The sequence below is a fragment of the Streptomyces sp. AC550_RSS872 genome, assembly GCF_019049285.1.
In the GTDB taxonomy this organism is placed as follows: domain Bacteria; phylum Actinomycetota; class Actinomycetes; order Streptomycetales; family Streptomycetaceae; genus Streptomyces.
The window spans coordinates 286,877-312,912 of record NZ_JAGMUL010000092.1; the positions used below are offsets into that span (position 1 = coordinate 286,877).

Sequence of the window (26,036 nt, forward strand, 5' to 3'; positions counted from 1 at the left end):
GTCCATGCCGTCGCCCTCACGCCCGCTGCGCAAGCTGGGCTTCCTCACCATCGGGCTCTTCGACGAGGCGGATCCACGCCGGGGCCATGAGTCCACGCTGGAGATCATCGAGCTCGGCGAACGGCTCGGCTTCGACAGCGCCTGGCTGCGCCACCGTCATCTCCAGTACGGCATCTCCTCCCCCCCTCGCCGTCCTGGCCGCCGCCTCCCAGCGCACCAGCCGTATCGAACTCGGCACCGCGGTCATCCCGCTCGGCTGGGAGAACCCGCTGCGGCTGGCCGAGGATCTGGCGACGGTCGACCTCCTGTCGGGCGGCCGCCTCAACCCGGGCGTCAGCGTGGGCCCGCCCATGCACTACGACCGGATCAAGGAGGCCCTTTACCCCGACACGGCCGACGCGGAGGACTTCGGCTACGAGCGGGCGCGGCGGCTGCTCGACTTCGTGCGGGGCAGGCCGGCCACGGACTTCAGCGGGGCGGAGGGCTTCGAAGCCGCGCGGCAGCCGCACATCGAATACAGCTCCGAACGGGTTCAGCCGCAGTCCCCCGGTCTCGGCAGCCGACTGTGGTACGGCGGTGGCAGCCTGAGTTCGGCGCGGTGGGCCGGCGAGCACGGGATGAACTTCCTGACCAGCAGCGTCGTCAAGGCGGAGGGCCCCGAGGGCGCGGCGTCGACGGCACCGGACTTCGCGGAGATCCAGCTCTCCCACATCCGCGCCTTCCGCGCCCACCACCCCGACGGCGACAAGGCCCGCGTCTCCCAGGGCCTCGTCGTCATCCCCACCGACTCCGCGACGCCGCGGCAGCGCGCGAAGTACGCGGAGTACGTCGCCCAGCGCACCCCGCGGACCACGTCACCGCAGGGTCCGGCGCGGCTGCTGTTCGCGCCGGACCTCGTGGGCACCTCGGCTCAGATCGCCGAACGCCTCCACGCCCACGCGGCGTTCCGCGAGGTGGACGAGGTGGCGTTCGCGCTGCCGTTCACCTTCGAGCACGAGGACTATGTGCAGATCCTCACCGACATCGCTACCGGGCTCGGTCCGGCGCTGGGCTGGCGCCCGGGTGAATGACCCGGTCGAGCAGGTGCAGCGGCGCGGGCCGGACCCCGGCGGCCGCCACCGCGTCCCAGTGGGCGAGGGCGCGGGGCAGGTCGACGAGGCCATGCGTCAGGGGCAGTTCGCTCGCAGGCCGGCCGGAACTCCTGAGGTGCGCGTGGAGCAGTGACTCCAGTCGGCACGAGGCCAAGGTGCCCTCGATCCCGGGCGGCCGTACGGCGAAGCCGGCGCTCGCCACGGCCGGTAGGTCCTCGCTGAGCCGCGTCTGTGTCCGGTCGAGGGCCAGCAGGCCGCCTCCGACGACCAGCACGTCCTGCTCGCGGCTCATACGGTCCAGTGCGCTCGCTGTGTCGAAGCAGTGCGGGAAGGAGTCGTCGACCACGATCGTGCCGGGTCGCAGGCGATCGACCTCCAGCAGACGTGTCGCACCGCTGACGGCCGTGACGATGACCTCGGCCCCGTAGACGGCGGCGGGCAAGGCCTGCCCGGACTCGACGACCTCGACCGGCATCCCCGGGTGCTCGGACGACAGCTCCACCGCCAGACGTTCGAGCCGCGCGGTGCTGCCGGGCAGGTCGCACAGCAGCAACCGGGCCGGCGGACGGGGCGCGGTGGCCAGCAGCAGCCGTAGGGACGACACGCCGATCGACCCGCAACCGACGACGGCCAGGGACAGTTCGTCCAGGCGTCGGCCGGTCGCCGCGAGCGCTGCGCCGACGGTCTTGACGACGGCGACGGTCGTCGAGGCGTGGCCGGTGGTGAGCGCCACGCCGGACGTCGTCTCGCGCAGGACGTCATAGCCGTAGCCGGTGAGCGACGGGATCATGCCCGCGAGTGAGACACAGCGCGCGCCCAGCGAGGCGGCGTGCTCGACGGCGCGGGCGGTGCGGGCCGCCAGATCGCCGGCCGGGGCCAGCTCGTCGGCGAAGAGCGGGAGGGCGACGAAGCCGGAGTTCCCCAGCGGGGTCCCGGTCTCCTCCAGCAGACGGGCGCGGCCGTCCGGGAAGAGCAGCGCTCGGATCTGTTCACGGCCGAGGCCGGGGGTGTCGTGCGGGAGTCCGGCCAGGGCGGCGAGGTGGTGTGGAGCGGGCAGATATCCGACGAGCGCGGCGTCGAGCCGGGGGCGGTGGCCGCCGGAGCCACGGACGGCCTCCCGCAACTCCCTCTCCAACTCCTCGGCGAACCCGGTCACTTCAGTGGCCGTGAGGGCGGCTGCCGAGGCCCGCACGGTGACGCGCAGTCCCTCGCCGTCGGCCACCGGACGCACCGCCAGGAACACGTCGGTGCCCAGCGGCGGTGGGGCGAGGGAGGTGTCGGACTCGTCGGCGTGCAGGGACAGGCCGCCGCCCGCCTCGAAGCCGAGGGCGGTGAAGTCCAGGAAGGTGAAGAAGAACTGGGCGTGGCACGGCAGTCCCGCCGCCGTGCGCACATCGCTGGGCCCTTCGGCCCGTGCCAGATCGGCCTCGGCCGACAGACGCCGCAAGTCGTCCTCGAAGGCAGTCGGTCGGTTCCCGGCGCCCGCAGGCAGGGTGGGGCGCAGCGTCACCGCCTCCGCGAACGGGCCGAAGACCCGGTGTGCGTCCGCCGTGGAATCCTCGCGTCCGGTGACGGCGAGCCCGAGCATGAGGTCGCGCTGTCCGGTGAGTTGCGCGAGGGCCCGGTAGTACGCGGTGAGCATCGGTGCGTACAGGGTGCGGTGTGCGGCTCGGGCGAGTCGGCGCAATGCGGTGGTCGTGGTGACGTCCAGGGTGAAGCCCACGGTGTGGAACGTCCGTGGGGAGCCGGTGCTCCGGTCGGTCGGTCGGCGCAATGCGGGTGACGTGTAGGGCGCGCCGAGACGGGCGCGGTACGCCTCGGCCTCGGGGCCGCGCGGGCGCGGTCGTACGGCGGACCGGGTGACGTGGTCGCGGAAGGTGCCGGCGAGGGGCGGCAGGCCGTGCGGCAGACCGCGGTCGAGGCGGTCGTACGCGGTGAGCAGTTCTCCGGCGAGGAGGGCGGCGCTGTAGCCGTCACCGATGAGGTGGTGCGCGTGGACCAGGAGCACGTGCTCGCCGGGTGCCAGGGTGAACAGCCTCAGCCGCAGCAACGGCCAGGCCCAGGGCTCCAGTCGGCGCCCGGCCTCCTCGGCGATCCGCTGCTCCAGCAGGTCGGGGTGTGCGAGGGTCTCCGTCTCCACGGGCAGCCGCAACGAGTCCGGCAGTTCCTGCTGCACGGGCGGGCGGGCGCCTGTCGGGAAGACGGTGCGCAGCATCGGATGACGGGCCACCAGCACGTCCACGGCGCGCTGGAAGACGTCGTGGCGCAGCGGACCGGTCAACCGGAATCGGGCGAGCCAGCCGGAGCCGGCCCCCGGGTCGATGGTCTCGGCGAGCAGGAAGCCGCGTTGGGAGGGCGTGAGGGGGTACGGGGTCGGTGATCGCACCGGCACGGGGTCGGGGTTCGGGTGCTGCGACGCAGCGGTGGCGGCCGCACTGTCGACGGCCGCCGCGAGTGCGCTGAGCGTGCGGTGGGTGTAGACGGTGGTCGGCCGTGGGACCTCGGGCAGCTCGTCGCGCAGACGGGCGAAGAGTTCCAGCACCATGATGGAGTCGCCGCCGAGCCCGAAGAAATCGTCCTCGCGGGAGATGTCGGGTACATCCAGCAGGGCCGACCAGATACGGGCCAGGGTGCGCTCGGTCGGGGTGGCGGGCGGGGTTCGGGGGCCGGACTGCGAGGGCTCAGGGGCGGGTTCGGCCTGACCTGGGCCGGACTCGGAGGCCAGCAGCTTGCGATCGATCTTGCCCGTGCCGGTCAGCGGGATCGCGTCGACCGGGCGGATGCGTCCGGGCAGCATGTACGGCGGCAGCACACGGGACAGGAAGGCGCGTATCGCGCGCGCGTCCGGCTCCGCCGAACCGGAGCGAGGCTCGACGTACGCCACCAGGCGTCCCTCGACGAGCAGTACGGCGGCGCGGGCGACGTCCGGGTGGGTGAGCAGCGCGGCCTCGACCTCGCCGAGTTCCACCCGGTGCCCGCGGACCTTGACCTGGTCGTCGAGGCGGCCGAGGAACTCCAGTACGCCGTCCGGCGATCGGCGGACCCGGTCACCGCTGCGGTACCAGCGCCGCCCGTCGCGCTCGACGAAGGCCTGCGAGGTGAGCTGGGGCTCGCCGAGGTAGCCGGGGGTCAGCCCGGTTCCGGCGATGAGCAGTTCACCGGCCTCGCCGGGCGCGCAGGGACGTCCGTCCTCGGTGACGACGGCCAGTTCGGTGCCGGCCACCGGCCAGCCGATGGGCAGCTGTCGTACGTGGTCGGCCGGACGGGCGTCGATGATGTGGCAGGTGGCGTTGATGGTGGACTCGGTGGGCCCGTAGAGGTTGGAGATCCGGTGCTCCGGTCCCTCGCGTCCGTCGAGCAGGTCGAACCATCGCCGCACGTGCGCGGCGGGCAGTGCCTCGCCGCCGACATGGACCCAGCGCAGTGCCGACAGGTCCGGGGGCGTCCCGTCCCGCCTCGCCCGGGACTCGGCGGCGGTCAGCAGCCGCTCCCACAGCGTCGGCACCGAACTCCACACCGTGATCCGGTCGTCGACGATCCGGTTCAGGAGCTCCTCGGGGTCGCGCAGGAGGTCCCGGGTGAGGGTGTGCACGGTGGCGCCGGCCAGCAGTGGTGCCAGCAGCTGGCGTACGGAGGCGTCGAAGGAGACGGACGCCGTCTGCATGAGCCGGTCGCCGGGCCGGTAGCCGAAGGTGGTCAGTGCCCAGTCGAGGTAGTTGAGCATGGACCGGTGGGTGATCGGGACGGCCTTCGGGCGGCCCGTGGAACCCGAAGTGAAGATGACGTAGGCGATGGCGTCCGGATCAGGGGGCGTCGTCGCCTCGTGTTGGACCGGCGCAGCAGCCGTCCGGTGGTCGACCGCGACAGGTGTGGTCCCGTCCAGCGCGGTAACGGCCTCGCGCGTCGCGGTGTGGCAGACGACCACGCCGACGCCGGTGCGTGTCACCTGGTCGCGCACTCGGGCCACGGGATGCGTGGCGTCCAGCGGGACCCAGCCCGCGCCCGCCCGGAGGATGCCCACGACGCCGACGACGGTGTCCGCGCCCGGTTCGGTGAGCAGGCCGACCAGATCGCCGGGGCGTACGCCACTCGCTCGCAGTCGGGCCGCGAGCGCGCAGGAGGCGGCGTCGAGTTCGGCGTAGGTGAGCGAGGTACGGCCGGTGTCCACCGCCACGGCCCGCGGTGCGGCTCGGAACCGGGCACGGAGGCGGTCGACGATGCCCCCGTCGGTGTCGTGCCGCTGGGGACGGCCGGTTGACTGGCCGGCCGCTGCCCGCAGCTCCTCGAGGTACTCCGCCGCCAGGCGTTCGACGGTCTCGCGTCGGAAGAGGTGCGCGGGGTGGTTCCAGGAGAAGTGCAGGGCCGCGTCCGCTTCCCAGCACAGCAGTCCGAGCCGGGTCGCGGCGGAGGCGGTGGCCGCCGCGGTCGGGGTCACGGTGACCGGCCAGTCCCGGCCGTGGCGCACCGGGAAACGGGCGAAGCTGAACCCGGCCGGGGCGACCGTGCGCGGGGCGGGGCCGGTGGTGGGCAGCAGTGCGGCGATGTCGGGGCTGGCCAGCGTCGCGTGGGACTCCACCTCGCGCCAGATCCGCCGCAGCCGCCGGGCCAGCACGGGCACCGGCTCGTCGCGGTCGACGGTGGCGAACACCGGCAGAGTGTCGGCGAGCGGGCCCACGAGCCGGTCGATCCCGGGTATGGGAGCCTCACGGCGGGCACGGGCCACGTTCACGGCGATGCCCCGCTGCCCGCTCCAGCGGGCCAGGCAACGGCCGTACACCGCGAGGAGCAGATGGAAGAGGGAGACCTCATGGCGGGCGGCCACCGCACGCAGCGCGTCCGTGAGCGCGGCGTCGACGGTCGTCTGGTGGTGGGTGAGCGGCGGCGCCGGGAGTGCTTGCGGGTCGCCGTCGTACGGCAGTGCCCCGGCCGTGACCGCCGCGGTGTGCTCCGCGATGCGGTCGCGCCAGTACTGCTGGTCCCGGGTGAAGGCGGGGGTCCGCCGGTCGGCGGCGGCCCGGGCCGCGTAGTCGGCGAACTCGGTCCGGAGGTCGGGGAGTTGGGGTGACCGGCCGTGGGCGAGCTCGGTGTAGAGCTGCCAGAGTTCCTCGCACAGCACCTTGAGGCTGAAGCCGTCCGCGGCGCTGTGGTGGACGACCAGCAGCAGCTGAGCGAGATGGGCGTCCCGCCGGTCGCGGACCAGGACGGCCCGCACCGGGTCCTCGGTGGTCAGGTCGAACGGCCGGTTGTACAGCCGCTGTTCGAGGTCCGGCAGGGGCGGCGTGGTGGCGTCCGGCTCGTGGACCTCGTACCAGCGGGGAGCCCGGTCGGTGGGCTCGGCGGGCGCGGTGTACTGGCTCGGCGGTGTGCCGTCCCCGGTGATCCGCAGGCGCAGCATGGGGTGACGGGCCGCGAGGTGGGCGAGTGCGCGGCCGAGAAGGCCGGGGTCGAGGGGACCACGGACGGTCTGGCGCAGATAGCCGTAGGCGGTGACGCCTTCGTACAGCGCCTCGGTGGTGAGGAAGGCGCGCTGGAGGCGGGTGAGGGGACGGGGGGCGTGCGCCGGGCCGCTGTGCACGGTGGTGGTGGCGGGCGAAGTGGACGGCAGTGGGTTCTGTGTGCCGAGGTAGGCGGTCAGTTCGCCGATCGTGCGGTGTTCGAAGAGCAGAGTGGCGGGCAGAGGCAGCCCGAGTTCTGTCTCCAGGCGGCGTGCGAGGTCGACGGCGGTCAGAGAGTCCAGACCGAGGGTGAGGAACTGTTCGTCGTCGCCGATGTCGTCGGGGGCCCGGTGCAGGGCCTCGGCCAGCAGGCGGCGGATCAGGTCGGTCGTGCGGGCCGGGTCGGTCACGGTGGTGGTGGCGGCTTCGGCCGGTGAGGAGCGGGTCGGGGGCGGCGAGGCGTCCGCCGAACGGCCCGAGAGGACGGTCGCTGCCACGGAACTCGCGGCCGCCTCCACGCGCCGAGGCGCGGGACTCACCAACACGTGCGCGGCGCCGGTGGCCACGGCGGCCCGCAGCCCCGCGATGGCGGCCCGCGTGGTCATGGGGCTCAGTCCGCGGGCGCGCAGCCGGGTCTCGGCCGGTGACCCGGCGGCCAGCCCCGCTTCGGCGACCGGGCCGAACCCGATCGACTGCCAGGGCCGGCCGGCCGCGCGCTCGGCGGCGGCGAAGGCGTCCAGGAAGGCGTTGGCCGCCGCGTAGTCGCCGAGCCCGCCTGCGAGGCCGGGCAGCACCGAGGAGACGGAGGAGAAGGCGACGCGCACGGCCGGTTCCTGGCCGTACCGGCGCAGTGCCCCGGCGAGCAGCATGGTGCCCCGTACCTTCGCGGCGAGCACCTGCTCGATCTCCGTGTCGGTCTTGGCGCGGAGACTGCCGGGCCGGACCGTGCCCGCGGCGTGGAAGACCCCGTCCAGCGGGGGCAGGGTGGCGAACAGGGCGTCGACGGCGGCTTCGTCGGACACGTCGGCCGCGTGGTACCGGGCGCGGACGCCCAGGGCACGGAGATCGGCGAGCAGTTCGTCGGGCGCGGTCCCGGAACGCCCCGTCAGGATCAGTTCGCAGGCGCCACGGCCGGCCAGGTCACGGGCGAGCGCGCAGCCGAGCCCGCCGGCACCGCCGGTGATCAGGTAGGTGCCGTCCGGCGGCAGGTCCCCGGTCGGCGTGGCGGCGTCCGGCGCCGCGACCGGCGTGCGGCCGAGCCTGCGCCCTGCGCGCCAGGCCACCGCACCCTCGGCGCCTGGCTCGTGTGCCGAGTACAGCTCCCGTTCCAGGGCGTCGGCGCGGGCGTCGAGCGTGTCGTGGGAGGACAGGTCCACGCTGCGGGCGGCGAGCCCCGGGTGCTCGTCCGGGAGTGCGAGTGCGAAGCCGTGCAGGAGTGCCTGGGAGGGGCGCGGCTGTTCCGCCGGGGTACCGGTCACGTACGCGTCCTCGGTGACCAGCAGCAGCCGGGAACAGTCGATGGACAGCAGGTCGAGTACGTGGCGCAGGGAGGCTGTCGCGGTGCCTGGGCCCTGCTGTCCTTCGGCTCCGGCGCCCACGTCTTCTCCCAGCCACACCACGGTGTCCGCCGACGCGAGACTGCCCGTCCCGTCCGCGAGGTCCTCCCCCAGGACCGTCACCCCACGGCCGGTGAGTCGTTCGGCCAGAGCCTGGCCGAGTGCCCGCTCGGCACCGATCAGCCGGACCACGCCGGGGCCGTCCGCAGGCGTGAGCGGTGCGGTTCCCCAGTCGAGCCGGCGCACCAGAGGCGTCCCGCTCGCCCTGCGCGGCCAGTGGCGGGTGCGCTGGAACGGGTACGTCGGTACCGGCACCCTCGGGCGCCCGGCTGCGGGGGCGGTCCGGTCCGCAGCGGCCGGCTCCAGCGCGGCCCGGTTCAGGGTCGCCCCGCGGGTCCACAGCCGGCCCGCAGTCTCCAGCAGCGCCCGCGCTCCCGAGGACTCCGCGTCACGGCCCGGCGCTGAGGAGAGTCCTGGCGTCAACACCGCCACGCCCGACGCCCCTTGCGCGCCCGCGACCGCGCGGACAGCCTCGCCGAGGGTGTTCCCCGGGCCGAGCTCGACGAACGTGTCATAGCCCTCCTCCACCAGCTTCGCGACAGTCGCACCGAACCGCACGGGCCGTACGGCATGTGCCTGCCAGTAGGCGGGCGTGAGGCCGGGCCGCCAGGTGCCGGTGACCGTGCTCAGCATCGGTACGGCCGCCGGCTTGACGGTCATGGCCTTCGCCGCGTCCCGCAGCGGGTCGAGGAGCGGCTCCAGCAGCGGTGAGTGGAAGGCATGGGACACGCGGAGCCTCCGTACGGCGACGCCACGCCTCGTCAGCTCCGTGAGCGCACGATCGACAGCGTCCTCGGCGCCCGAGATCACCACCTGCTCGGGCCCGTTGACGGCGGCGACGCTCAGCGCGCCGTCGGATGCGGAGACGAGACCGGCGACGGTGTCCTCGTCGCCCCGGACGGCCGCCATGGCTCCGGGGAGGGCCAGTTCGGCCACCAGCCGTCCGCGTTCGGCGGCGAACCCCACCGCCTCGTCCAGGGGCAACGAACCGGCGACACACGCGGCCGCGATCTCGCCCACGCTGTGCCCGGCGACCGCGTCGACCGGCACGCCCCACTCCGCCAGCTGCCGGGCCAGCCCCACACCGAAGGTGACGAGCAGCGGCTGAGCCACCTCGGTCCTGGCCAACTCCCTGGGATCCGTCCGGGGATCGAGGCACCACTCGGCGAGCGAGCGCCCGCGGATGGGCCCCGTCAGCGAGGAGGCCTCGTCCAGGACCTCCCGGAACACCGGCGCCGACCGGTACAGGTCGCGTCCTTGGCCGGGTCGCTGGGCCCCCTGGCCCGGCAGGAGGAACACCGTCCGTGGGCGGGACCGGACGGGTGCGGGGTCCGCCGTGGCCGTGCGGGCGGCGTCGAGACGGTCCGCCAGGTCACCGTCGGCGAGCACGGCGAGCCGGTAGGGGCCGTCGTCGCGTGCGGTGTTCACGGCGGCGCAGATGTCCGCCTCGTGCGCGTCCGGGTGCGCGCGGACATGGGCGGCCAGGTCGGCGGCGGCCTCGCGCAGGGCGTCGGAGCTGCGGGCCGACAGCGTGAGCAGGTGGGGACCGGGGGCAGCGGGATGTACGGAGGTGGTCCGTGCGGACGGCCCTTCCGGCTCCCCCGCCTCCCCCGCTTTCCCCGACTTCCCCGGCTCCTCCAGGACGGCGTGCGCGTTGGTGCCGCCGAAGCCGAAGGCGTTGACGCCGGCGATCAGGGGCCCGGGGGCGCGCCATTCCCGCTGCTCGGTGACGAGTTCGAAGCCGGGGGCCACGCGCTCCAGGTACGGGGCGGGCGGGGTGGTGTTCGGGGAGGGCGGGAGCCGCCGGTGCTGGAGTGCCAGGACCGTCTTGACCAGGCTCGGCATGCCGGCCGCGTTGAGCAGGTGCCCGATGTTCGCCTTGACCGAGCCGAGCAGGCGGGGAGTCCCGTCCGCGCGGGGTGGGAAGGCGTGCCCGAGTGACCGCGCTTCGACGGGGTCGCCGACCGGGGTGCCGGTTCCGTGCGCTTCGACGTACGAGACCGCGTCGGGGTCGATGCCGCACTCGGCGTACGCCTGGGTGATGACCTCGCGCTGGGTGCGCGGGTTGGGGGCGAGCAGGCTCAGCGACCGTCCGTCGTTGTTGACGGCCGTCGCACGGACCAGGGCGAGTACGGGGTCGCCGTCGCGCGCCGCGTCGTCCAAGCGGGCGAGGACGAGGGCCGCTCCGCCCTCCCCCGGCACGAGGCCGTCGGCGGTGGCACCGAAGGGCCGGCTGCCGCCCGTCGGGGACAACGCGCCCGCGCTGTCGAGGAGTCGGTGCGCGGTCGGCGTGAGGGCGAGCTGGACGCCGCCGACCACGGCGACATCGCACTCGCCGCTCAGGAGGCTGCGCCGCGCCAGGTGGAGTGCGACCAGCGCCGAGGAGCAGGCGGTGTCCACCGCGAGGGCGGGGCCGTCGAGGTCGAGTGTCTGGGAGAGGCGGGCGGCGATCAGGTTGGGCAGGTTGCCGGTGAGGGCGCCGGGGTGGGCGGCGAGGTCGCCGTCCGTGGCGTCGGCGAGGATCTCGCGGTACCCGCTGTCGCCGACGGCGGCGAACACGCCGATCCTGCGGCCGGTCCGGCGCGGCCCCGCGTACCCCGCGCGCTCCAGCGCCTCGTGGGCCAGCTCCAGGAAGATCCGCGCCTGCGGGTCGGTCGCGCGGGCCTCCTCCTCGTCCATGCCGAAGCAGTCGGCGTCGAAGTCCGCGGGGCCGGGGAGGAAGGAGCCGAAGAAGCCGGGGGCGTCGCCCCAACGGTCGTCGGGTACGGCCGTCAGCGTGTCGCGGCCCGTCAGGAGCAGGTCCCAGAAGGCCTCGGGGGTCTGCGCGCCGGGGAAGCGACAGGACATGCCGAGTACGGCCACCGGTCCCTGCCCGGGGCGCTCGCCGGCCGGCGTCGAGGCTCGCGTCCCCTCGGATGCTCCGTCGACGTCCCCGAGCAGGGCCAGCACATGCCCGGCAAGGGCGGCCACGGTGTCATGGTCGCGCAGGACGCGGGGCTCCACCGTGACGGAGAAGGCGTCCTCGATGCCCGCGAGCACCGCCATCGCCTTCAGTGAGGAACCTCCGAGGGCGAAGAAGCGCTCGTCCCGGTCGACGGCCGTCGGGGAGAGGCCCAGTTCCTTGGCCCAGATCTCCCGGATCGCCTCCTCGACGTCACGCCGTGAACGCGGCACGTCACCCTGCGGACCGCGGTCGTCACGACGTGCGGTCGCACGCTCGGCCCGTGCCCTCGCCCATCGCTGCTCGACGGCCGCGTAGGCGCCCGCCTCGAACCGTTCGCGCATCAGCGCCCGTCGCAGCTTGCCGCTCGTCGTCCGGGGAAACGCCCCCGGCGGCAGCGGCACCACCCGTACGTCGTCGTGGCCCAGCGCCTCACGGACCCGGGCCGCCACCGCGTCCAGCACCGCGAGCGCCGTGGCCGGGGCGGGCCGCGCCCACTGCACGAACACCACCACCCGATCGCCGCCGGCGTCCGGTTCGGTGGACCCGATCACCGCCACGGTCCCCTCCGGCACCCCCTCGGTGGCGGCCGCGGTCTCCTCCAGGTCGGCGGCGTGGAAGGTACGCCCGCCGACGAACACGACGTCCTTGTGCCTGCCGGTGACACACAGTCGGCCCTCGCTCAGGAAGCCCAGATCGCCGGTGCGCAGCCAGCCCTCACGGAACGCGGCCGCGCTCGCCTCGGGAGCGCGGTGATATCCGCGCGCCAGTTGCGGACCGCGTATCTCGACATGTCCGGTCCGCCGGTCGGCGAGGGGCTTGCCCGAGTCGTCGGTGACCCGGATGCGGCAGTCCGGGACGGGGCGGCCCACATCCATGAACTCGACCGTGTCCGCGCCGGGTTCCGCGGGGACGGCCCTGCCTCGGCTCAGCGCGGCGCGGTCCAGGCACAGGGGCGTGGCGATCTCGCCGAGCGGGGGCACGGTCACGGCGAGCGTGGCCTCGGCCAGCCCGTACACGGGAAGCATGGCCGTGGCGTCCAGCCCGGCCGGCAGCGCCTTGGCGGTGAACTCCCGCCACACACGCGGGGCGATGGGCTCGGCGCCCACGAGCATCAGGCGTACGCGACTCAGGTCCAGTCCGGCCCAGCTGCTGTCCGGCACCCGCCGCACCGCGAGGGCGAGCGCGAAGTTCGCCGCCGACAGCAGGGTGGCGCGGTGTCGTGCCGCCGACTCCAGCCACAGGGCGGGGCGTTTGGCGAAGGTCAGGGGTTCGAGCCGTATCTGCTTCAGACCGGCCGCCATGGGGACCAGATGGGTGCCGATCAGCCCCATGTCGTGGAAGTACGGCATCCAGGTGGCGATCACGTCGTCGGGCGTGATCTCCATGGCGGCGCGGATCTGCCGGAGGTTCGCGAGCACGGCCTCGTGGGTGAGTTCCACGCCCTTGGGGTCGCCGGTGCTGCCGGAGGAGAACTGGAGAAACGCCAGGTCCTGCGGGTTGCGGCGAGGCAGGGCGCGCAACGGGCGGGCCTCGCGCAACGCGCCCAGCCGCAGCGCCCGCACCGGTTCCGGCAGCTCGGCGAGCAGTTCCTCGGTGGCGTCGTCCACCATGACGGCGGGCCGGCCGAGGAACTCCCGCACCGGTCCGACCCGACGCGCCTGCGGGGCGAGCGGCACCGGCACGAGCCCTGCCGCCAGCGCTCCCCAGAACATCGGCTGGAAGGCCTCGCCGGAAGCCGCCAGGAGCGGGACGGCGGTGCCGGGCCGAAGTCCCGCGGCGTGCAGGCCGCCCGCCACGCGCAGTGCGTCGTCCCGGAGTTCGGCGAAGGTCACGGTGTGCTCGCCGCCGTCCGCCCGGACATGGACGACGACCTGACCGGGGTTCTCCTCGGCGGCGCGCAGCAGTACGTCGAGGAGTGTTCCGGCGGTGCGGGGCCCGGGAGTCGGCATGTGCTTCCTTCCTCGTCGCACGCGGCGAGGGGCACGCGGGCGCGCCCCGCCGACGTCGGGTACCCGGCGGGAGCGTTGTCGATCATTCACCTGTACGACGACGAGTCTCGCCGAACGGTTCACGCGCATCCAGCGCTCTCCACCGTCACAGGGGTGCGCACCCGGAGAATAAGTTTCAGGCTGGAACTGAAACAAATAATGTTATGCTGCCTCTGAAGCAGCCGGGCCAAGATGCAAGCCACGAAGGGGACCCGCAGATGACTTCCACTCCGAGTCGAGCGCTGGCCAACTACCCCAACAGGTTCGACCCCGCAGCGCTCGGTGAACTGCCCGAGCGGCTGCGGTCCACCATCAAGCGTCGAAACAGCGCGCTGGGCCCCGGTTACGCACTGAACTACCGGGAGCCGGTCGAGTTCGTCTCCGGCCGAGGTGCTCACCTGTTCGACCGGGACGGCAACGACTACCTCGACGCCTACAACAACGTGCCCTGCGTCGGTCACGCACACCCGCACGTGGTCGAGGCCGTGTCCCGCCAGATGGCGGCGGTCAACACCAACACGCGCTACGTGCAGGAATCGCTCGTCGACTACGCCGAGCGCCTCCTCGCGACCATGCCCGAAGCGCTCTCGAGGGTCAGCTTCGCGTGCAGCGGGTCGGAGGCGAACGACCTGGCCATGCGAGTGGCTCGGTTCCACACGGGCGGCGAGGGAATCGTGGTGACTCGCTGGGCATACCACGGTCTCACTCGCGAGGTCGCGAGCTTCTCGCCGACTCTCGGCGCGGGCTCACCGCTCGGGCCGAACGTGCGGCTCATCGATGCCCCTGATCCGCGGCTCGTCCCGCCGGGTTCATCGCTTCCCGACCACATGCGAAGCCAGGTGCGCGGCGCGATCAACGACCTCGAGCGCCACGGCTACCGGCTTGCGGCGCTGATCACCGACTGCGCGTACTCCAGCGACGGCCTCTTCACCGATCCCGTCGGTTACCTGCGTGACATGGTCGAGGAGGTGCATGCCGCGGGCGGCGTGTACATCGCCGACGAGGTCCAGTCGGGATTCGCCCGGCTCGGTGAGTCGATGTGGGGGTTCAGCCGCCATGGGGTGCTTCCGGACATCGTCACGATGGGCAAGCCCATGGGCAACGGCATGCCGATCTCCGGTGTGGTTTTCAGGCCCGAGGTGTGCGAGGAGTTCGGGCGGAATGTCCGTTACTTCAACACCTTTGCGGGCAGTTCGATCGCGGTTGCCGCCGGTGCCGCGGTGCTGGACGTCTTCGAAGCTGAGAACGTGCAGCAGCGGGTCCTCGACAACGGCAGGGCGCTTCGAGCCGGCCTCGAGGAGATCACTCGCGAGTCTCCCCACGTCGCGGAGGTCCGCGGCAGTGGTCTGTACGTGGGCGTCGAACTCGTGAAGGACCGGGAGTCGCTGGAGCCCGATCGAGTCCGCGCCGACCACGTCATCAACGACATGCGCGAACGTCGAGTCCTCATCAGCGGCACCGGGGAAGCAGTCAATGTGCTCAAGATCCGACCCCCGCTGGCCTTCGACTCGGCCGACGTGACGCGATTCCTGGAGACCTTCGCTCAGATCGCCGAGACGCGCCTGTAGCGGGCCGGAAGCCGAAGGGACCGAACGGTGAACACCTCGCCCCCCGCACGTATCGCCCAGCAGCTGTTCGAGGAGAGCGGCCTGGCATCGTCCCACGAGCCCATCGAGACGAACGTGGTGGACGCCCTCCTCGCCCGGCACTACCGGCTGAGCGGACATCTCGAGCGGCTGGCGACCGAGAAGGACGACACGTTCCGGCTGCGCACCGGCACGGCCGGCCATCTCGTCAAGGTTTCCCCGCCCGACGAGGCGGTAGCTGTCGTAGCTCTACAGACGGCTGTGATGCGTCACCTCGAAGCCGAAGCTCCTCATCTCCCCGTCCAGCGGGTCAAGGAGACCACCGAAGGCAGCGACAACGTACCGATAGAGACGAAAGACGGCCGGGTTCGAGTCCTGCGCGTCTTCGACTTCGTCGAAGGTGCCGTCCTGGCGCGGACGAACCCCGATCCCCACCAGCTTGCCAGGGCCGGGCAGATGCTCGGGCGAGTGGATCTGGCTCTGCGGTCATTCAGGCATCCGGCGGACGAGCGGCGCCTTGTGTGGGACCTTCGGCACTTCGACCAGCTGCGGGAGATCATCGAGTACACGCCCGGCGCCGCGCACCGTCGGCTGGCTCAAGAGGTGTTCCGCCTTTTCCGCGAGGCAATTGTTCCGAGGCTGGGTGATCTCGAGACCCAAGTGATCCATGGTGACTACAGCCCCTACAACGTCCTGGTGGATCCGCGGACAGACAGCTTCGTCACCGGAGTGATCGACTTCGGTGACAGCATGCGCAGTGCTTTGATCTTCGATCCTGCCGTGTCTCTCGCGAACCTTCTCGGCCGGACACCGCGGGATCCCTGGCGCGAGGCATGCAGCTTCGTCGCGGGATACGAGCGGGCCCGGCCGATCAAGGACACCGAACTCCCGCTCCTGCCTGTTGCCGCGCTGGCACGCCTGACACTTCGCGCGCTGGTCACCCATTGGCGCGCGGAACGAGTGCCGGAGCGTCGCGACTACCTGCTCGAGCACGCCAGAGACGACTGGACCAACGTGGAGCGGGCCATGGCCGTCGCCATGGAGGAGGTCGTGGCCCGCTTGCTCGGCACCCGCGATGACACGCCTTGAGCGGCGCCCCTGAGGCGACACTCCTCGGCGTCCGGCACGGCCGACCTGACCTCACTCGACGAGATCGTCACCCCGGCGACGGCCTCGGCTGCCGATGCAGGCGGAGCTGAGCAAAAGCGCAGGCGAGCCAAGGATCCGCGCCTTTGCCGACGCCCACGGGCGGTTCGGCAAGTCCGGCAGAGACCACTGGTTCGGGCTGCGTACGGTCTCGCTAAGGTCATGAGGTGAGCAGCATCAACCCCACACCGCGCGACTACAACAAGGCACGTGTCCTTGACGTGGTCCTCGCCCACGCGCCGTTGACCCGGAACAAGCTCATCGAGCTCACGGGGCTGAGCAAGGCGACGGTGTCGCGGGCCGTCGAGGAACTACGCACCGACGGGTTCGTCGTGGACGGCGAAGTGGACGCCGTCGCCGGGCGTGGCCGTCCGTCGACGTACCTCGATGTGCCCGAGACGGCCGGACACGTCGTGGGCGTCGGCTTCGGCGCAGTGACCACCGGCGTGCTCGTGACCGACCTACGCGGCCGTGAGATCGGACACGTGATCGTGCCGACGGCCGAGCACCACGACGTTCCCGCTGCCGGCCGGTGGCTGGTCGACCTGATCGCGCGGACCAGCGCATCCGCACGAGGGCCGCTGCGCCAGGTCGTCGTGGCACTGCCGGCCCATGTCCGCGACGGCGCCGAGGTCTTTCGGCCTGCCGATCCGATGAAAACCTTCTCCGGCAGAGACCTCCAGCGAACCGTCGAAAAGCTCGTCGACGCTCCAGTGACCTTGGACAGTGACGCGAACGCGTCCTTGCTCCAGGTGCTCACGGACGACGCGAGCCTCCGTAACGCTGCCCTGTTCAGCGTCAGCAGCACCCTGAGTTTCGCCACCTGCGGGGACCAGGAACTGGCTCGGGGACGTACTCCCGCGTTCGGCGACATCGGTTCCCTGTCCTCGGGCATCGGCGACCGCACCCTCAACGGGCTGCTGAGCGCCTCAGGGCTGGTGACGTTCGCTCGTGAACACGGACTGGACGTCGGACGCGTCGAGGACCTGTGGCTGACGTCTCAGGACCATCGAGCCCGTGCGGAGATGCTCAAGGCGTTCACGACGGCGGTCACGACCGCCGTGAGCATCGTCGCCGTGACACTCGATCCCGAATCCGTCTACTTCGTCGGCCGGTTGCGCCCCTTGGTGGACGAAGTGCTCCCCGAGGTACGCAAGCGACTCGAACAGACCTTGCCGGCCATCCCCCGGATCACGACGGTCTCCCAGGTTCTGGGACTCTCGGTAGCACGCGGCGCGATGCACGCCAGCCTGGCCATGACCCACAACCGCCTACGGGACACGCTGCTCAAGGCACGCAGTCAGGGACCACGGCAGGAGCAAACCGCGCCGGCATTTTGATTGGGAGTATCCGCCGATACCAATCCAGGATGTCGGGAGGGCGCGCGGCAGCCAGGTGGGCCGCGGCGCGCAGGTGGGCGCGCTGCTCCGACTCCTCCTTGGAGACGAGTTCGGGCATGGGCTTGCCGGTGTTCCGGCCCCCCGTCCAGCGGGCCTCGGGATCCGGCTTCCGCGGTACGCCTCAGGCCGGCGCCGCCGTGGGTGGCCGGTCGGTGAGGGTGGTGCGCAGTTGTCTACGGGAGGTGATGCCGAGTTTGACGAACACCTTGCGCAGGTGCCATTCGACGGTGTGCGGGCTGATGAACAGGTGCGCGCCGACCTCGGGGTTGGTCATGCCGTCACGGGCCAGATGCGCGATCTGTGCCTCCTGCGCGGTCAGCGTCACCGGTGCCGCGACCGCACGTCTGAGGACGGACTCGCCGGTTCCCTGCAACTCGCGACGGGCCCGCTCGGCGAACCCGGCGGCGCCGAAGCCGGAGAACATCTCGTACGCGGTCCTCAGCTGCTCGCGCGCGTCGCTGCGGCGGTTCTCCCGGCGCAGCCACTCCCCGAACAGCAGGTGAGCCCGGGCCAGTTCGGCCCGCATCCGGGTACGGCCGAGCCGCTCGATGCCCTCCCGGTGGAGCGCTTCGGCGGCCTCCCCGTCGCTGAGCAGGGCACGCGAGCGTGCCTGGACGCCCAACGCCCAGTGCGTCCCCGCGGCCTCGGTCACCTCGGTCAGCAGCTCCACCGCGGTGAGGGCCGCGCCGCGCTCGACCACCCGGACAGGGTCACGCATCTGGCGTGTCTCGACGTCCTGCCGACCCTGGACATGTGGGAGGTGATGCACGGCGTGAGCGCGGCCGTCGGCTTCCATCTCTATCTGCTGGCCCAGCCGCCCGGTCTGCCCGAACGACTGATCAGCGCCGCGCCGGACGCCTTCTTCGGCCACACTTCCTCGACACCTGGGCGACCGGCCGGCGAGCCGTCCCGGACGAGGTCCGCGGCCGCCTACCTGGCCGCCTGCCGCGAGGCCGTGCCGTCGATCGTGGCCGACTTCCGGGCCTCGGCCCGCGTCGACGTCGAGCACGACCGGGCCGACCGGGCGGCCGGAAACACGCTCCGGTTGCCCGTCAGCGTGCTCCAGCAGGACTGGGGCGCGGCCCTCGGCTTCGACGCGGCGGCGCTGTGGCGGGCCTGGGCGCCCGATCTGGTGCACACCACGGTGACCTGCGGCCACTTCGTGGCGGAGGAGGCGCCGGACGTCGTGGCGAAGGCGCTGCGGGAGCTCGTCGGCCGCTGAGCCCGCCGAGCAGAGCCCGGCGTCGCCTACCAGCGTCCCGGCTCGGTCCCGACGATCGCCTCCGACGGTTTGCCGTCCACCCCCACCGGTACGTCCCCGGCGAGCATCACCCGGTGCATGGTCCGGGGGAAGTCGAGGTGGGCGTTGTCGCTGGGGGCGAGGTGGATGGTGGCCCGGTTGTCCCAGAAGGCGACGCTGCCGGGCTCCCAGCGGAAGCGGACCGTGTACTCGGGGCGCACGGCCTGCTCCAGCAGCATCTCCAGGATCGCGCCGCTCTCGGCCCGCGAGAGGCCGGCGATCTGCTCGACGTAGTAGCCGTTGACGCAGAGCACCCGCTCCCCCGTCTCCGGATGGACGCGCACGAGCGGATGCAGCGAGGCGACCTGGTGGTCCAGCAGATGGCGGACGTACGCGTCGTCGCCGGGCCGGGGCTGGTAGCCGACGCCGAGGCGGTGCTCGGCGCGCAGGCCGTCCACGAATTCCTTCACCGGGCCGGACAGTCCGGCGTAGGCGGCCGCCAGGTTCGACCAGGTCGTGTCGCCGCCGTACGGGGGTACGGTCTCGGCGCGCAGGACGGTCGCGGCGGGCGGGTCGATACGGGCGCCGTGGTCGCAGTGCCAGCCGCGCAGCAGGGTGTGGCGGCGGCGCCGTAGCCACTCGTCGTGCTCCATGCCGAACCTCCCGCCCAGCTCCAGCCGGTCGGCGGTCGTCTCGATCTCGGGGAAGCCGGCCGGCGAGGCGCTCCCCCGCTTGCGCAGGACGACCGGCTCGCCGAACCGGCGCGCGAACGCCACATGCCCGGCGTGGTCCAGCCGCTGCCCCCGGAAGAAGACCACCTTCCAGCGCAGCACCGCCGCCCGGATCGCGGCGACCACGGCGTCGTCCGGTTCCCCGGCCAGGTCGACGCCCGTGATCTCCGCCCCGATGTGCCCGGCGACCGGTCGCACCTCGATCCCCGTGCCGTCCGCGATGGTGCTGTCCGTCGTCATGCCCGCTCCGTCGGTCGTCCGTCCCCGCCGGCTCCGTTCCGAGCCGGTTACAGGGAAGATCGTGACAGCGTTCGGCGGGCATGGCGACAGGGCCTCGGGGCACAGCGGCTCGAAGCGGCTTCAGACGGCGAACTCCCGTATCACCGTGTTCCGGAAGACCGCCGTGCCGCCGATCGTGAACAGCGCCAGCCCGGTGTCGGACGGATCCGGGAAGACCTCGGTCGAGTGCGTGTAGCGGCCGTCGTCCACGAACATCTCGATGGAAGTCCGGTCGATCAGAATGCGCAGCCGCACCGTGCCCGCGGACGCGTCGAAGGGACTCCGGCTCTCCTGCCACCGGCCGCTGCTGTCGGGGCTCACGGTGTATCCGCGGTTGACGAAGGCGTAGTCGCCGTAGATCCCGGCGTCGATGTGGCGGCCGCCGTCGGAGGAACGCCGCAACTGGAGCCCCGCGCCGGTCAGTTGGTCCCAGGTGATGTCGGTGGACACCTCGTACGCGGCGCCCGTGTAGTCGAGCAGGAGGGTCCCCTCGACCTCCAGGTCACCGAGGTCGACCGTGCGGGAGACATGGGCGTCGAGACCGGCGACCGGCTGGGAGGCGAGATAGTACGTGCCGCCCGCCGCCCGCTTCAGCGTGATCTCGCGGACGATCGAGTCGGTGCCGTTGAAGCCGTCGCACTCGATGGTGGGCGTGGTGTTGGCGTAGTCCCAGTGGTTCATCCAGCCGATCGCGTACCTCGCCGCCGGGTCGAGCGTGCCGCCGGCGTGCCGCTTCTCGAAGGTGACGGCGGCGTACCAGTCCCAGCCGTGGTCGAGCCATTGCGGATCGCTCAGGTCGGGCGTGAACGTGGTGCCGTCGAAGGACCCTGTCCAGTAGGCGTACGTGCTCGGCAGTCCGGATCCCTTGCCATTGGCGCTCACGCCCAGGACCCACTTCCAGGTGCCGTCCGCCGCCCGGATGCGGAACAGGTCCGGGCACTCCAGCACTCCGATGCCGCCTTTGATGAAGCCGCCGACGTACGTCCACGACTTGAGATCGGCGGAGTGGTAGAAGCCCACTTTGTCGTTCTCGGCGAGCGTCATCACCCAGCGCCCGCGTTCCTCGTCGCGGATGACCTTGGGATCGCGGAAGTCCCGGACACCGGGGTTGGGCAGGACCGGGGCGGTGCCGTGATTGGTGAACGAACGGCCGCCGTCGGTGGAGTAGTACAGGTACTGCGCCTGCGTGACGTCGTCGGGCGCCATGGTGGCGAGGACGATCACCGCACCCGCGCCGAAGCCCGCCGTGTTGTCGGTGTCGATCACCGCCGAGCCGGACCAGACGTCGCCGTTGGGGGTGGTGTTCTTCGGCACGGCGATCCCGCGGTCGGTGAAGGACACCAGGTCGGTGCTGGTCGCTAGGCGCCAGGCCGTGCCCGCGGTCGTGCCGCCTGTCGAGTAGTCGGGGTTGTAGAGGTAGTAGTAGTGGTACTCACCGTCGATCCACACCGGCCGCTGCGGGTCGTTCATCCACTGGTCGGGAACCGTGAAGTGGTACTCGGCGCGGTAGCTTCCGGTGCAGGCGGCGGCCGTCGTGGCCGCGGAGGACACCGGCGCCGCCGACGCGGATCTCGAACCGGCGGGAAGTAAGGCACCGGCCGCGCCCACGGCCGAGGCGATGAACAGCGACCTCCTGGATATTCCGGGCATGCCGGATATGCCACGCATGACGAGGCTCCTTTCCCTGACGTCGTCGTCAGGACTGCGGCTCATAGAGATCCGAACCGGATCCGAACTGGCCCCCAGAACCGGAGTCGTTCAATCCCGGACCGGTCGGCCTGGATCGGAACTGTGAGGCCTAACTCGTTAAAGGTCAAGCCGTTCACGACTCTTGACAGGGTTGCGATGGCCTTCACATCATCTGGGCATCAGATTCTGGCTAACACGAGTTAGGCCCGTTCAGATGACCGACTCGCACCTCACCCGCCGCACCTTGCTGCGGTACGGCGCCTACGGCGCGGGAGCCGCCGCGCTCGCCGGTACCGCCGCCGGCTGGGACCGGCTCACCGGAGCCGACATACCCGGCCGCGACGACGGCTCGCTCGTCGTCGCCACCCTCGGCCCCGCCTACGGGCCGGAGGCCATCCGCACGCTCACCGAGGGCTTCAAGCAGGTCCACCCCGACATCAAGCTCCGCATCAACGCCGTGCAGGCCGTCGACTGGTCGGACTTCTTCGCGAAGATCCTCACCCAGATCGCGGCGGGCACCGCTCCCGACCTCGTGTATGTCGCCACGGAGGGCGTCCAGCTGTTCGCGCAGCGCCTCGGGGTCCCGCTGGACGACTGGGTGAAGCGGGACGCCGAGGAGCTGCGCGAGTACTTCACCGACGTCCACCCGTCCCTGGTGGAGTCGATGATGTACGAGGGGAGCCTCTACCAGCTGCCGGTCGAGTTCAACGCCGCCGACATGTACCTCAACAACCAGGTGCTGAAGCGAGCCGGAGCGGACTTCCCTGCGGCCGACTGGACACGGGACGACTTCACCGGCCTGCTGCGGGACATGAAGCAGTCCAGCGGCTCCCAGTTCACGCCGTACTTCTGGACCAACCGGCTGTGGGGCGGCGTGGTGCCCTGGCTGTTCGCCAACGACACCAATCTGCTCAGCGAGTCCAAGGCGCCGGGCGGGGGGTGGCTGTGGGACTCCTTCTATCCGGCCGCCGCACGGCAGGGGCGCGGGGGCGGCTTCCGCTGGACGACGCCGCAGGCCACCGACGCGCGCGTGGAGGAGGCGTACGACTATCTCGCCTCCCTCGTCCAGGAAGGGCTGTGCACCCGCCCCGAGGGCGGCAACGGCCAGAACCTGATCGGTGTGTTCTCCACCGGCCGGGTCGGCGTCACGCCCGCGGGCGGCTTCTGGGCGGGCGGCCTGCACCTGGCGGGCATGAAGGCGGACGGCTTCGACGTGCAGTACTTCCCGCGCTGGCGCACGCAGCGCATGCAGTACGGCGCCGCCGGCTATGCGCTGCTGCGCACCTCGAAGCGGCAGGAGGAGGCCTGGGAGTTCATCAAGTACGCCGCCCGCAAGGACACCCTGACGCGGCTGTTCGAGACCAACCAGACCACCCCGGCGCGCCGCTCGATGCTGACCGCCGACCGCTACCGCGAGACCGGCCCGGACCACTGGCAGGTCTTCTACGACACCCTCGACAAGTTCCCCGACACCGGGCCGATCCCCGCCCCGCCGCAGGTCGCCGAGGTCGAGCAGGTGCTGCTCAAGCACACCGGTACCGCCCTGGCGTCGCGGCGCTCGGTCGCCCCCGCGCTGCGCCGGATGCAGAGCGATCTGGAGAAGGCCATGGAGCGTGACGTATGACGAACACCCAGATACCGGCCGTACGGCCCGAGCAGCCGACCGTGCCACCGGCGCCCGCACCCCGGGCCTCCGCCCGCGACCGTGGCTCGCGGCTGCTGGCCACGCTGTTCCTGACGCCCACGATCGTCGGCATCGTCGTCTTCACGGTCGTCCCGATCATCGGCTCGGTGGTGCTGAGCCTCTTCCACTGGAACGTGATCGACGAGCCGAGCTTCGCCGGGGCCGCCAACTACCGTGAGGTCTTCACCGATTCCACGGTGCTGGTGTCCTTCCGCAACACGCTTGTGTTCATGGTGTTCGCGGTCGCGCTGCAACTCGTCGTCGCCCTGGTGCTGGCCCTGGCGGTGAACGGGCGGATGCCGGTGTGGCTGCGCTCGGTGTTCCGGTCGGCGTTCTTCTTCCCGCTGGTGCTGTCCGCGGCGTCGATCTCGGTGGTGATGAAGTACCTGTTCAACCAGGACTTCGGGGTCGTGAACTGGCTGCTCGGGCTGGTCGGGATCGCTCCGGTGCCGTGGCTGACGTCCGAGAACGCGGCGATGGCCACAGTGATCCTGGTCTACGTCTGGCAGCAGTTCGGGTTCTCGTTCCTGCTGTTCGTGGGAGGCCTGAACAACATCCCCAAGGAGATCCACGAGGCCGCCTCCCTCGACGGCGCGACCGGCCTGCGCAAGCACCTGAACGTGACGCTGCCGCTGCTGTCCCCCACGCTGCTGGTCGCGTCGGTGGTCGGCATCATCAACGCGCTACAGGTCTTCGAGCAGCCGTACGTGCTCACCAACGGCGGTCCCGGTGACGCCACCCGCACCGTGGTGATGGTGATCTACGAGAGCGCGTTCGAGCAGCTGCGCTTCGGTGAGGCCTCCGCGGTGGGTGTGCTGCTGTTCGTGCTGATCATGGCGGTCACCGCCCTCCAGTTCCGGCTCAGCCGGCGTTTCGTCCACTACCAGTGAGCCGGGTGACTTCCATGAGCCAAGCAAGCCTGTCCCTGAGCCGCACCCGGCACTCCCTCGCGCCGTGGGCCCGTATCGCCGCGCTGGCCGTGTGCGCACTGCTGACGCTGGGCCCGGTCGTCTGGACCGTCTCCACCTCGCTGCGCGCCCCGGCCGAGGCCTTCGACCTGCCGCCGAGGATCATCCCGACGGACCCGTCCCTGGAGGCGTACAGCGGGGTCTTCGACCAGATCGACGTCTGGCTTCTCGCCCTGAACTCCACGCTGGTGACGGCCCTCATCGCGGTGGGCCAGATGATCACCGCGGGTCTCGCCGGGTACGCCTTCGCGCGCCTCGAATTCCGGTTCAAGAAGCCGCTGTTCGGGCTGGTCCTGGCGACCATGATGGTGCCGTTGCAGGTCACGATCGTGCCGGTGTTCCTGGTCCTTAAGTCGATGGGCCTGACCGACACCCTGCTCGGTCTGATCATCCCGGCCTTCCCGACCGCGTTCGGGACCTTCCTGATGCGCCAGTACTTCCTGGGCATGCCCAAGGACCTGGGCGAGGCGGCGATGCTGGACGGCTGCGGGCCCTGGCGGATCTTCCGGTCCGTGTACGCCCCGCTGGCCGCGCCCGGCCTCGCGATCGTCGGCGTCCTGGCCTTCAACTACCACTGGAACGAGTTCTTCCGCCCACTGATCCTGGAGACCTCCGGCCAGAACTACACCCTCCCCCTGGGTCTGGTCTCCCTCCAGGGCAACCTGGGCACCGGCTCCATCTCGGTGGTGCTCGCCGGTGTCGTCCTCTCCATGATCCCCGCCGTCGCCGTGTTCGTCGTCGGTCAGCGCCCTCTCCGCGAGGGCATCACGTCCGCAGGAGTCAACCGTTGAGCCTCACCGCTCAGTCCACGGACCCCGCAGCCCCGCGCTTCCGGGTCCGTCCCCCGGCCAACTGGATCAACGACCCCAACGGGCCCTTCCGCTGGCGGGACCGGTACCACCTCTTCTACCAGCACAATCCCGACGCTCCCGTGCACGCGAACGTCCACTGGGGGCACGTCTCCAGTGCCGACCTCGTCGAGTGGGAGCACCATCCGATCGCGCTCACCCCGACGCCCGGCGGTCCGGACGAGGCGGGCTGCTGGTCCGGGTGCATGGTCGACGACGACGGCGTGCCGACGGCGGTGTACACGGGCGTCGACCGCCACCACGCCGGCCTGGGCACGATCTGCCTGGCCCGGGCCGTGGTCCCGCAGGACGAGACGCTCACCGACTGGAAGCCGCTGCCGACGCCGGTGGTGACCGGTCCGCCCGCCGACCTGGACGTGGTCATGTTCCGCGACCCCTTCGTGTTCCGGAGCAGCGGGCGCCGCTGGGCGCTGGTCGGCGCGGGGCACGCCGACGGGACCCCGTCCGTGCTGCTGTACGACTGCGACGACCTGACCGACTGGCGGTTCGCCGGGGTGTTCCTGGACGGCACCGATCCGGTCGCCGCGGATGCCTTCGGCGACAGGGCGGTGGGCTGGGAGTGCCCGCAGCTGTATTCGGCACAGGGCGGGGACTGGGTGCTGGTGCTGTCGCTGTGGGACGGAGATCCGTGCGGCACCGGGTATCTGACCGGTGGCCTGGAACTCGACGCCGAAGGCGGGTTGCGCTTCGCACCCCGCATCGGCGGGCGGCTCGACCACGGCCGTGACTTCTACGCCCCCGCCGTGCTCCAGGAGCCCGACCGGGCGTTGATGTGGGGCTGGTCGTGGGAGGCCCGCGACCAGGACGAGGTCGACCGGGCGGGCTGGGCCGGGGTCCTGACCGCGCCGAGGGTGGTGGACGCACACCCGGACGGGTCTGTGCGGGTCCTGCCTGCACCGGAGCTCGAACTGCTGCGCGCGGCCGAGCCGTTCGTCACCGCGCCGGGTCGACGCACCCCGCTGCCGCAGGCCTACGACCTGACCGTCACCGCGTCCGACCGCACCACCGTGAGCCTGCTGCGGTCGGCCTCGGGCGCGGCGCTGACGGTCGTGCTGGACCCGGACGAGGACGCCGTGACGCTCAACCGGGCCGACTGGCCCCGGACCGGACCCGGGGGTTCGGCACCGATCGTTGTGCGGGCGCCGGCCCGGGAGGTGCGGATCCTCGTCGACGGCTCACTCTTCGAGCTGTTCGTCGGCGATCGGGCGACGGTCACCGAGCGGATCTACCGGCGAGCGGACGACGTGCCCGAGCTCGTCGTGTCGGGCGGCCCCGGGGTCACGGTCACCGGCTGGGAGCTGGTCCCACCGGCGCAAGGCTGATCACCGTGCGGGCCTGAAACCGTCCCCTCGCGGGCGGTCTCCCCGCAC

The 26,036-nt window shown here is 71.8% G+C and carries 11 protein-coding genes and 2 pseudogenes; 9 read left to right on the forward strand and 4 right to left on the reverse strand.

The window, feature by feature from the left end; genetic code table 11:
* The first annotated feature begins 4 nt into the window (after positions 1-4).
* Positions 5-1,070: pseudogene (locus KUM44_RS30890) on the forward strand (LLM class flavin-dependent oxidoreductase).
* On the opposite strand, the gene KUM44_RS30895 reads toward KUM44_RS30890, so the two are convergent.
* Positions 1,027-13,035, reverse strand: a complete 12,009-nt coding sequence (locus KUM44_RS30895; RefSeq protein ID WP_217213048.1) for a non-ribosomal peptide synthetase/type I polyketide synthase — start codon at positions 13,033-13,035, stop codon at positions 1,027-1,029. The pseudogene KUM44_RS30890 and the gene KUM44_RS30895 sit on opposite strands and share 44 nt — an antisense overlap.
* 257 nt (positions 13,036-13,292) lie before the next feature.
* Here KUM44_RS30895 and KUM44_RS30900 point away from each other — a divergent pair, with 257 nt between their 5' ends.
* The 3 genes from KUM44_RS30900 to KUM44_RS30910 all read left to right on the forward strand — a co-directional run bounded on the left by KUM44_RS30900 (position 13,293) and on the right by KUM44_RS30910 (position 17,146).
* Positions 13,293-14,642 (forward strand): aspartate aminotransferase family protein, encoded by a 1,350-nt coding sequence (locus tag KUM44_RS30900; RefSeq protein ID WP_217213049.1) that lies wholly within the window; start codon positions 13,293-13,295, stop codon positions 14,640-14,642.
* A 114-nt stretch (positions 14,643-14,756) separates the two neighbouring features.
* Positions 14,757-15,749, forward strand: a complete 993-nt coding sequence (locus KUM44_RS30905) for a phosphotransferase (RefSeq protein ID WP_308402772.1) — start codon at positions 14,757-14,759, stop codon at positions 15,747-15,749.
* Between the two features lie 224 nt (positions 15,750-15,973).
* Positions 15,974-17,146, forward strand: coding sequence for an ROK family protein (locus KUM44_RS30910; protein WP_308402773.1), 1,173 nt, complete (start codon positions 15,974-15,976; stop codon positions 17,144-17,146).
* 181 nt (positions 17,147-17,327) lie between these two features.
* Here KUM44_RS30910 and KUM44_RS30915 read toward each other — a convergent pair whose 3' ends face one another.
* Complete coding sequence (locus tag KUM44_RS30915; protein WP_217213051.1) at positions 17,328-18,002, reverse strand: helix-turn-helix transcriptional regulator; 675 nt, start codon at positions 18,000-18,002, stop codon at positions 17,328-17,330.
* Here KUM44_RS30915 and KUM44_RS30920 point away from each other — a divergent pair.
* A pseudogene (locus tag KUM44_RS30920) lies at positions 17,889-18,428 on the forward strand (alpha/beta fold hydrolase); the annotation flags it as partial. The gene KUM44_RS30915 and the pseudogene KUM44_RS30920 overlap by 114 nt on opposite strands.
* Before the next feature lie 26 nt (positions 18,429-18,454).
* On the opposite strand, the gene KUM44_RS30925 reads toward KUM44_RS30920, so the two are convergent.
* Both KUM44_RS30925 and KUM44_RS30930 read right to left on the reverse strand, forming a co-directional pair.
* Entirely contained in the window at positions 18,455-19,417 is a 963-nt protein-coding gene (locus tag KUM44_RS30925) for a TauD/TfdA family dioxygenase (RefSeq protein WP_217213052.1), read from the reverse strand.
* Positions 19,418-19,537: 120 nt separating this feature from the next.
* Positions 19,538-21,106, reverse strand: a complete 1,569-nt coding sequence (locus KUM44_RS30930) for a glycoside hydrolase family 32 protein (RefSeq protein ID WP_217213096.1) — start codon at positions 21,104-21,106, stop codon at positions 19,538-19,540.
* A 253-nt stretch (positions 21,107-21,359) separates the two neighbouring features.
* Between KUM44_RS30930 and KUM44_RS30935 the strand changes: the two genes are divergently transcribed.
* From KUM44_RS30935 to KUM44_RS30950, 4 genes are read left to right on the forward strand one after another with little or no spacing between them, the layout of a single operon-like run.
* Positions 21,360-22,769 carry an extracellular solute-binding protein gene (locus tag KUM44_RS30935; protein WP_217213053.1) on the forward strand — a complete coding sequence of 470 codons (1,410 nt, stop codon included), beginning with the start codon at positions 21,360-21,362 and terminating at the stop codon, positions 22,767-22,769.
* Positions 22,766-23,719, forward strand: a complete 954-nt coding sequence (locus tag KUM44_RS30940) for a carbohydrate ABC transporter permease (protein ID WP_217213054.1) — start codon at positions 22,766-22,768, stop codon at positions 23,717-23,719. The genes KUM44_RS30935 and KUM44_RS30940 overlap by 4 nt, the downstream gene beginning before the upstream one ends.
* A 14-nt stretch (positions 23,720-23,733) precedes the next feature.
* A complete protein-coding gene (locus KUM44_RS30945) occupies positions 23,734-24,588 on the forward strand; it encodes a carbohydrate ABC transporter permease (protein WP_217213055.1) in 855 nt (284 codons plus the stop codon).
* The gene (locus tag KUM44_RS30950) at positions 24,585-25,988 is read left to right on the forward strand and encodes a glycoside hydrolase family 32 protein (RefSeq protein WP_217213056.1); all 1,404 of its coding nucleotides are present in this window, start codon (positions 24,585-24,587) and stop codon (positions 25,986-25,988) included. Before KUM44_RS30945 ends, KUM44_RS30950 begins: the two co-directional genes overlap by 4 nt.
* Positions 25,989-26,036 lie beyond the last annotated feature (48 nt).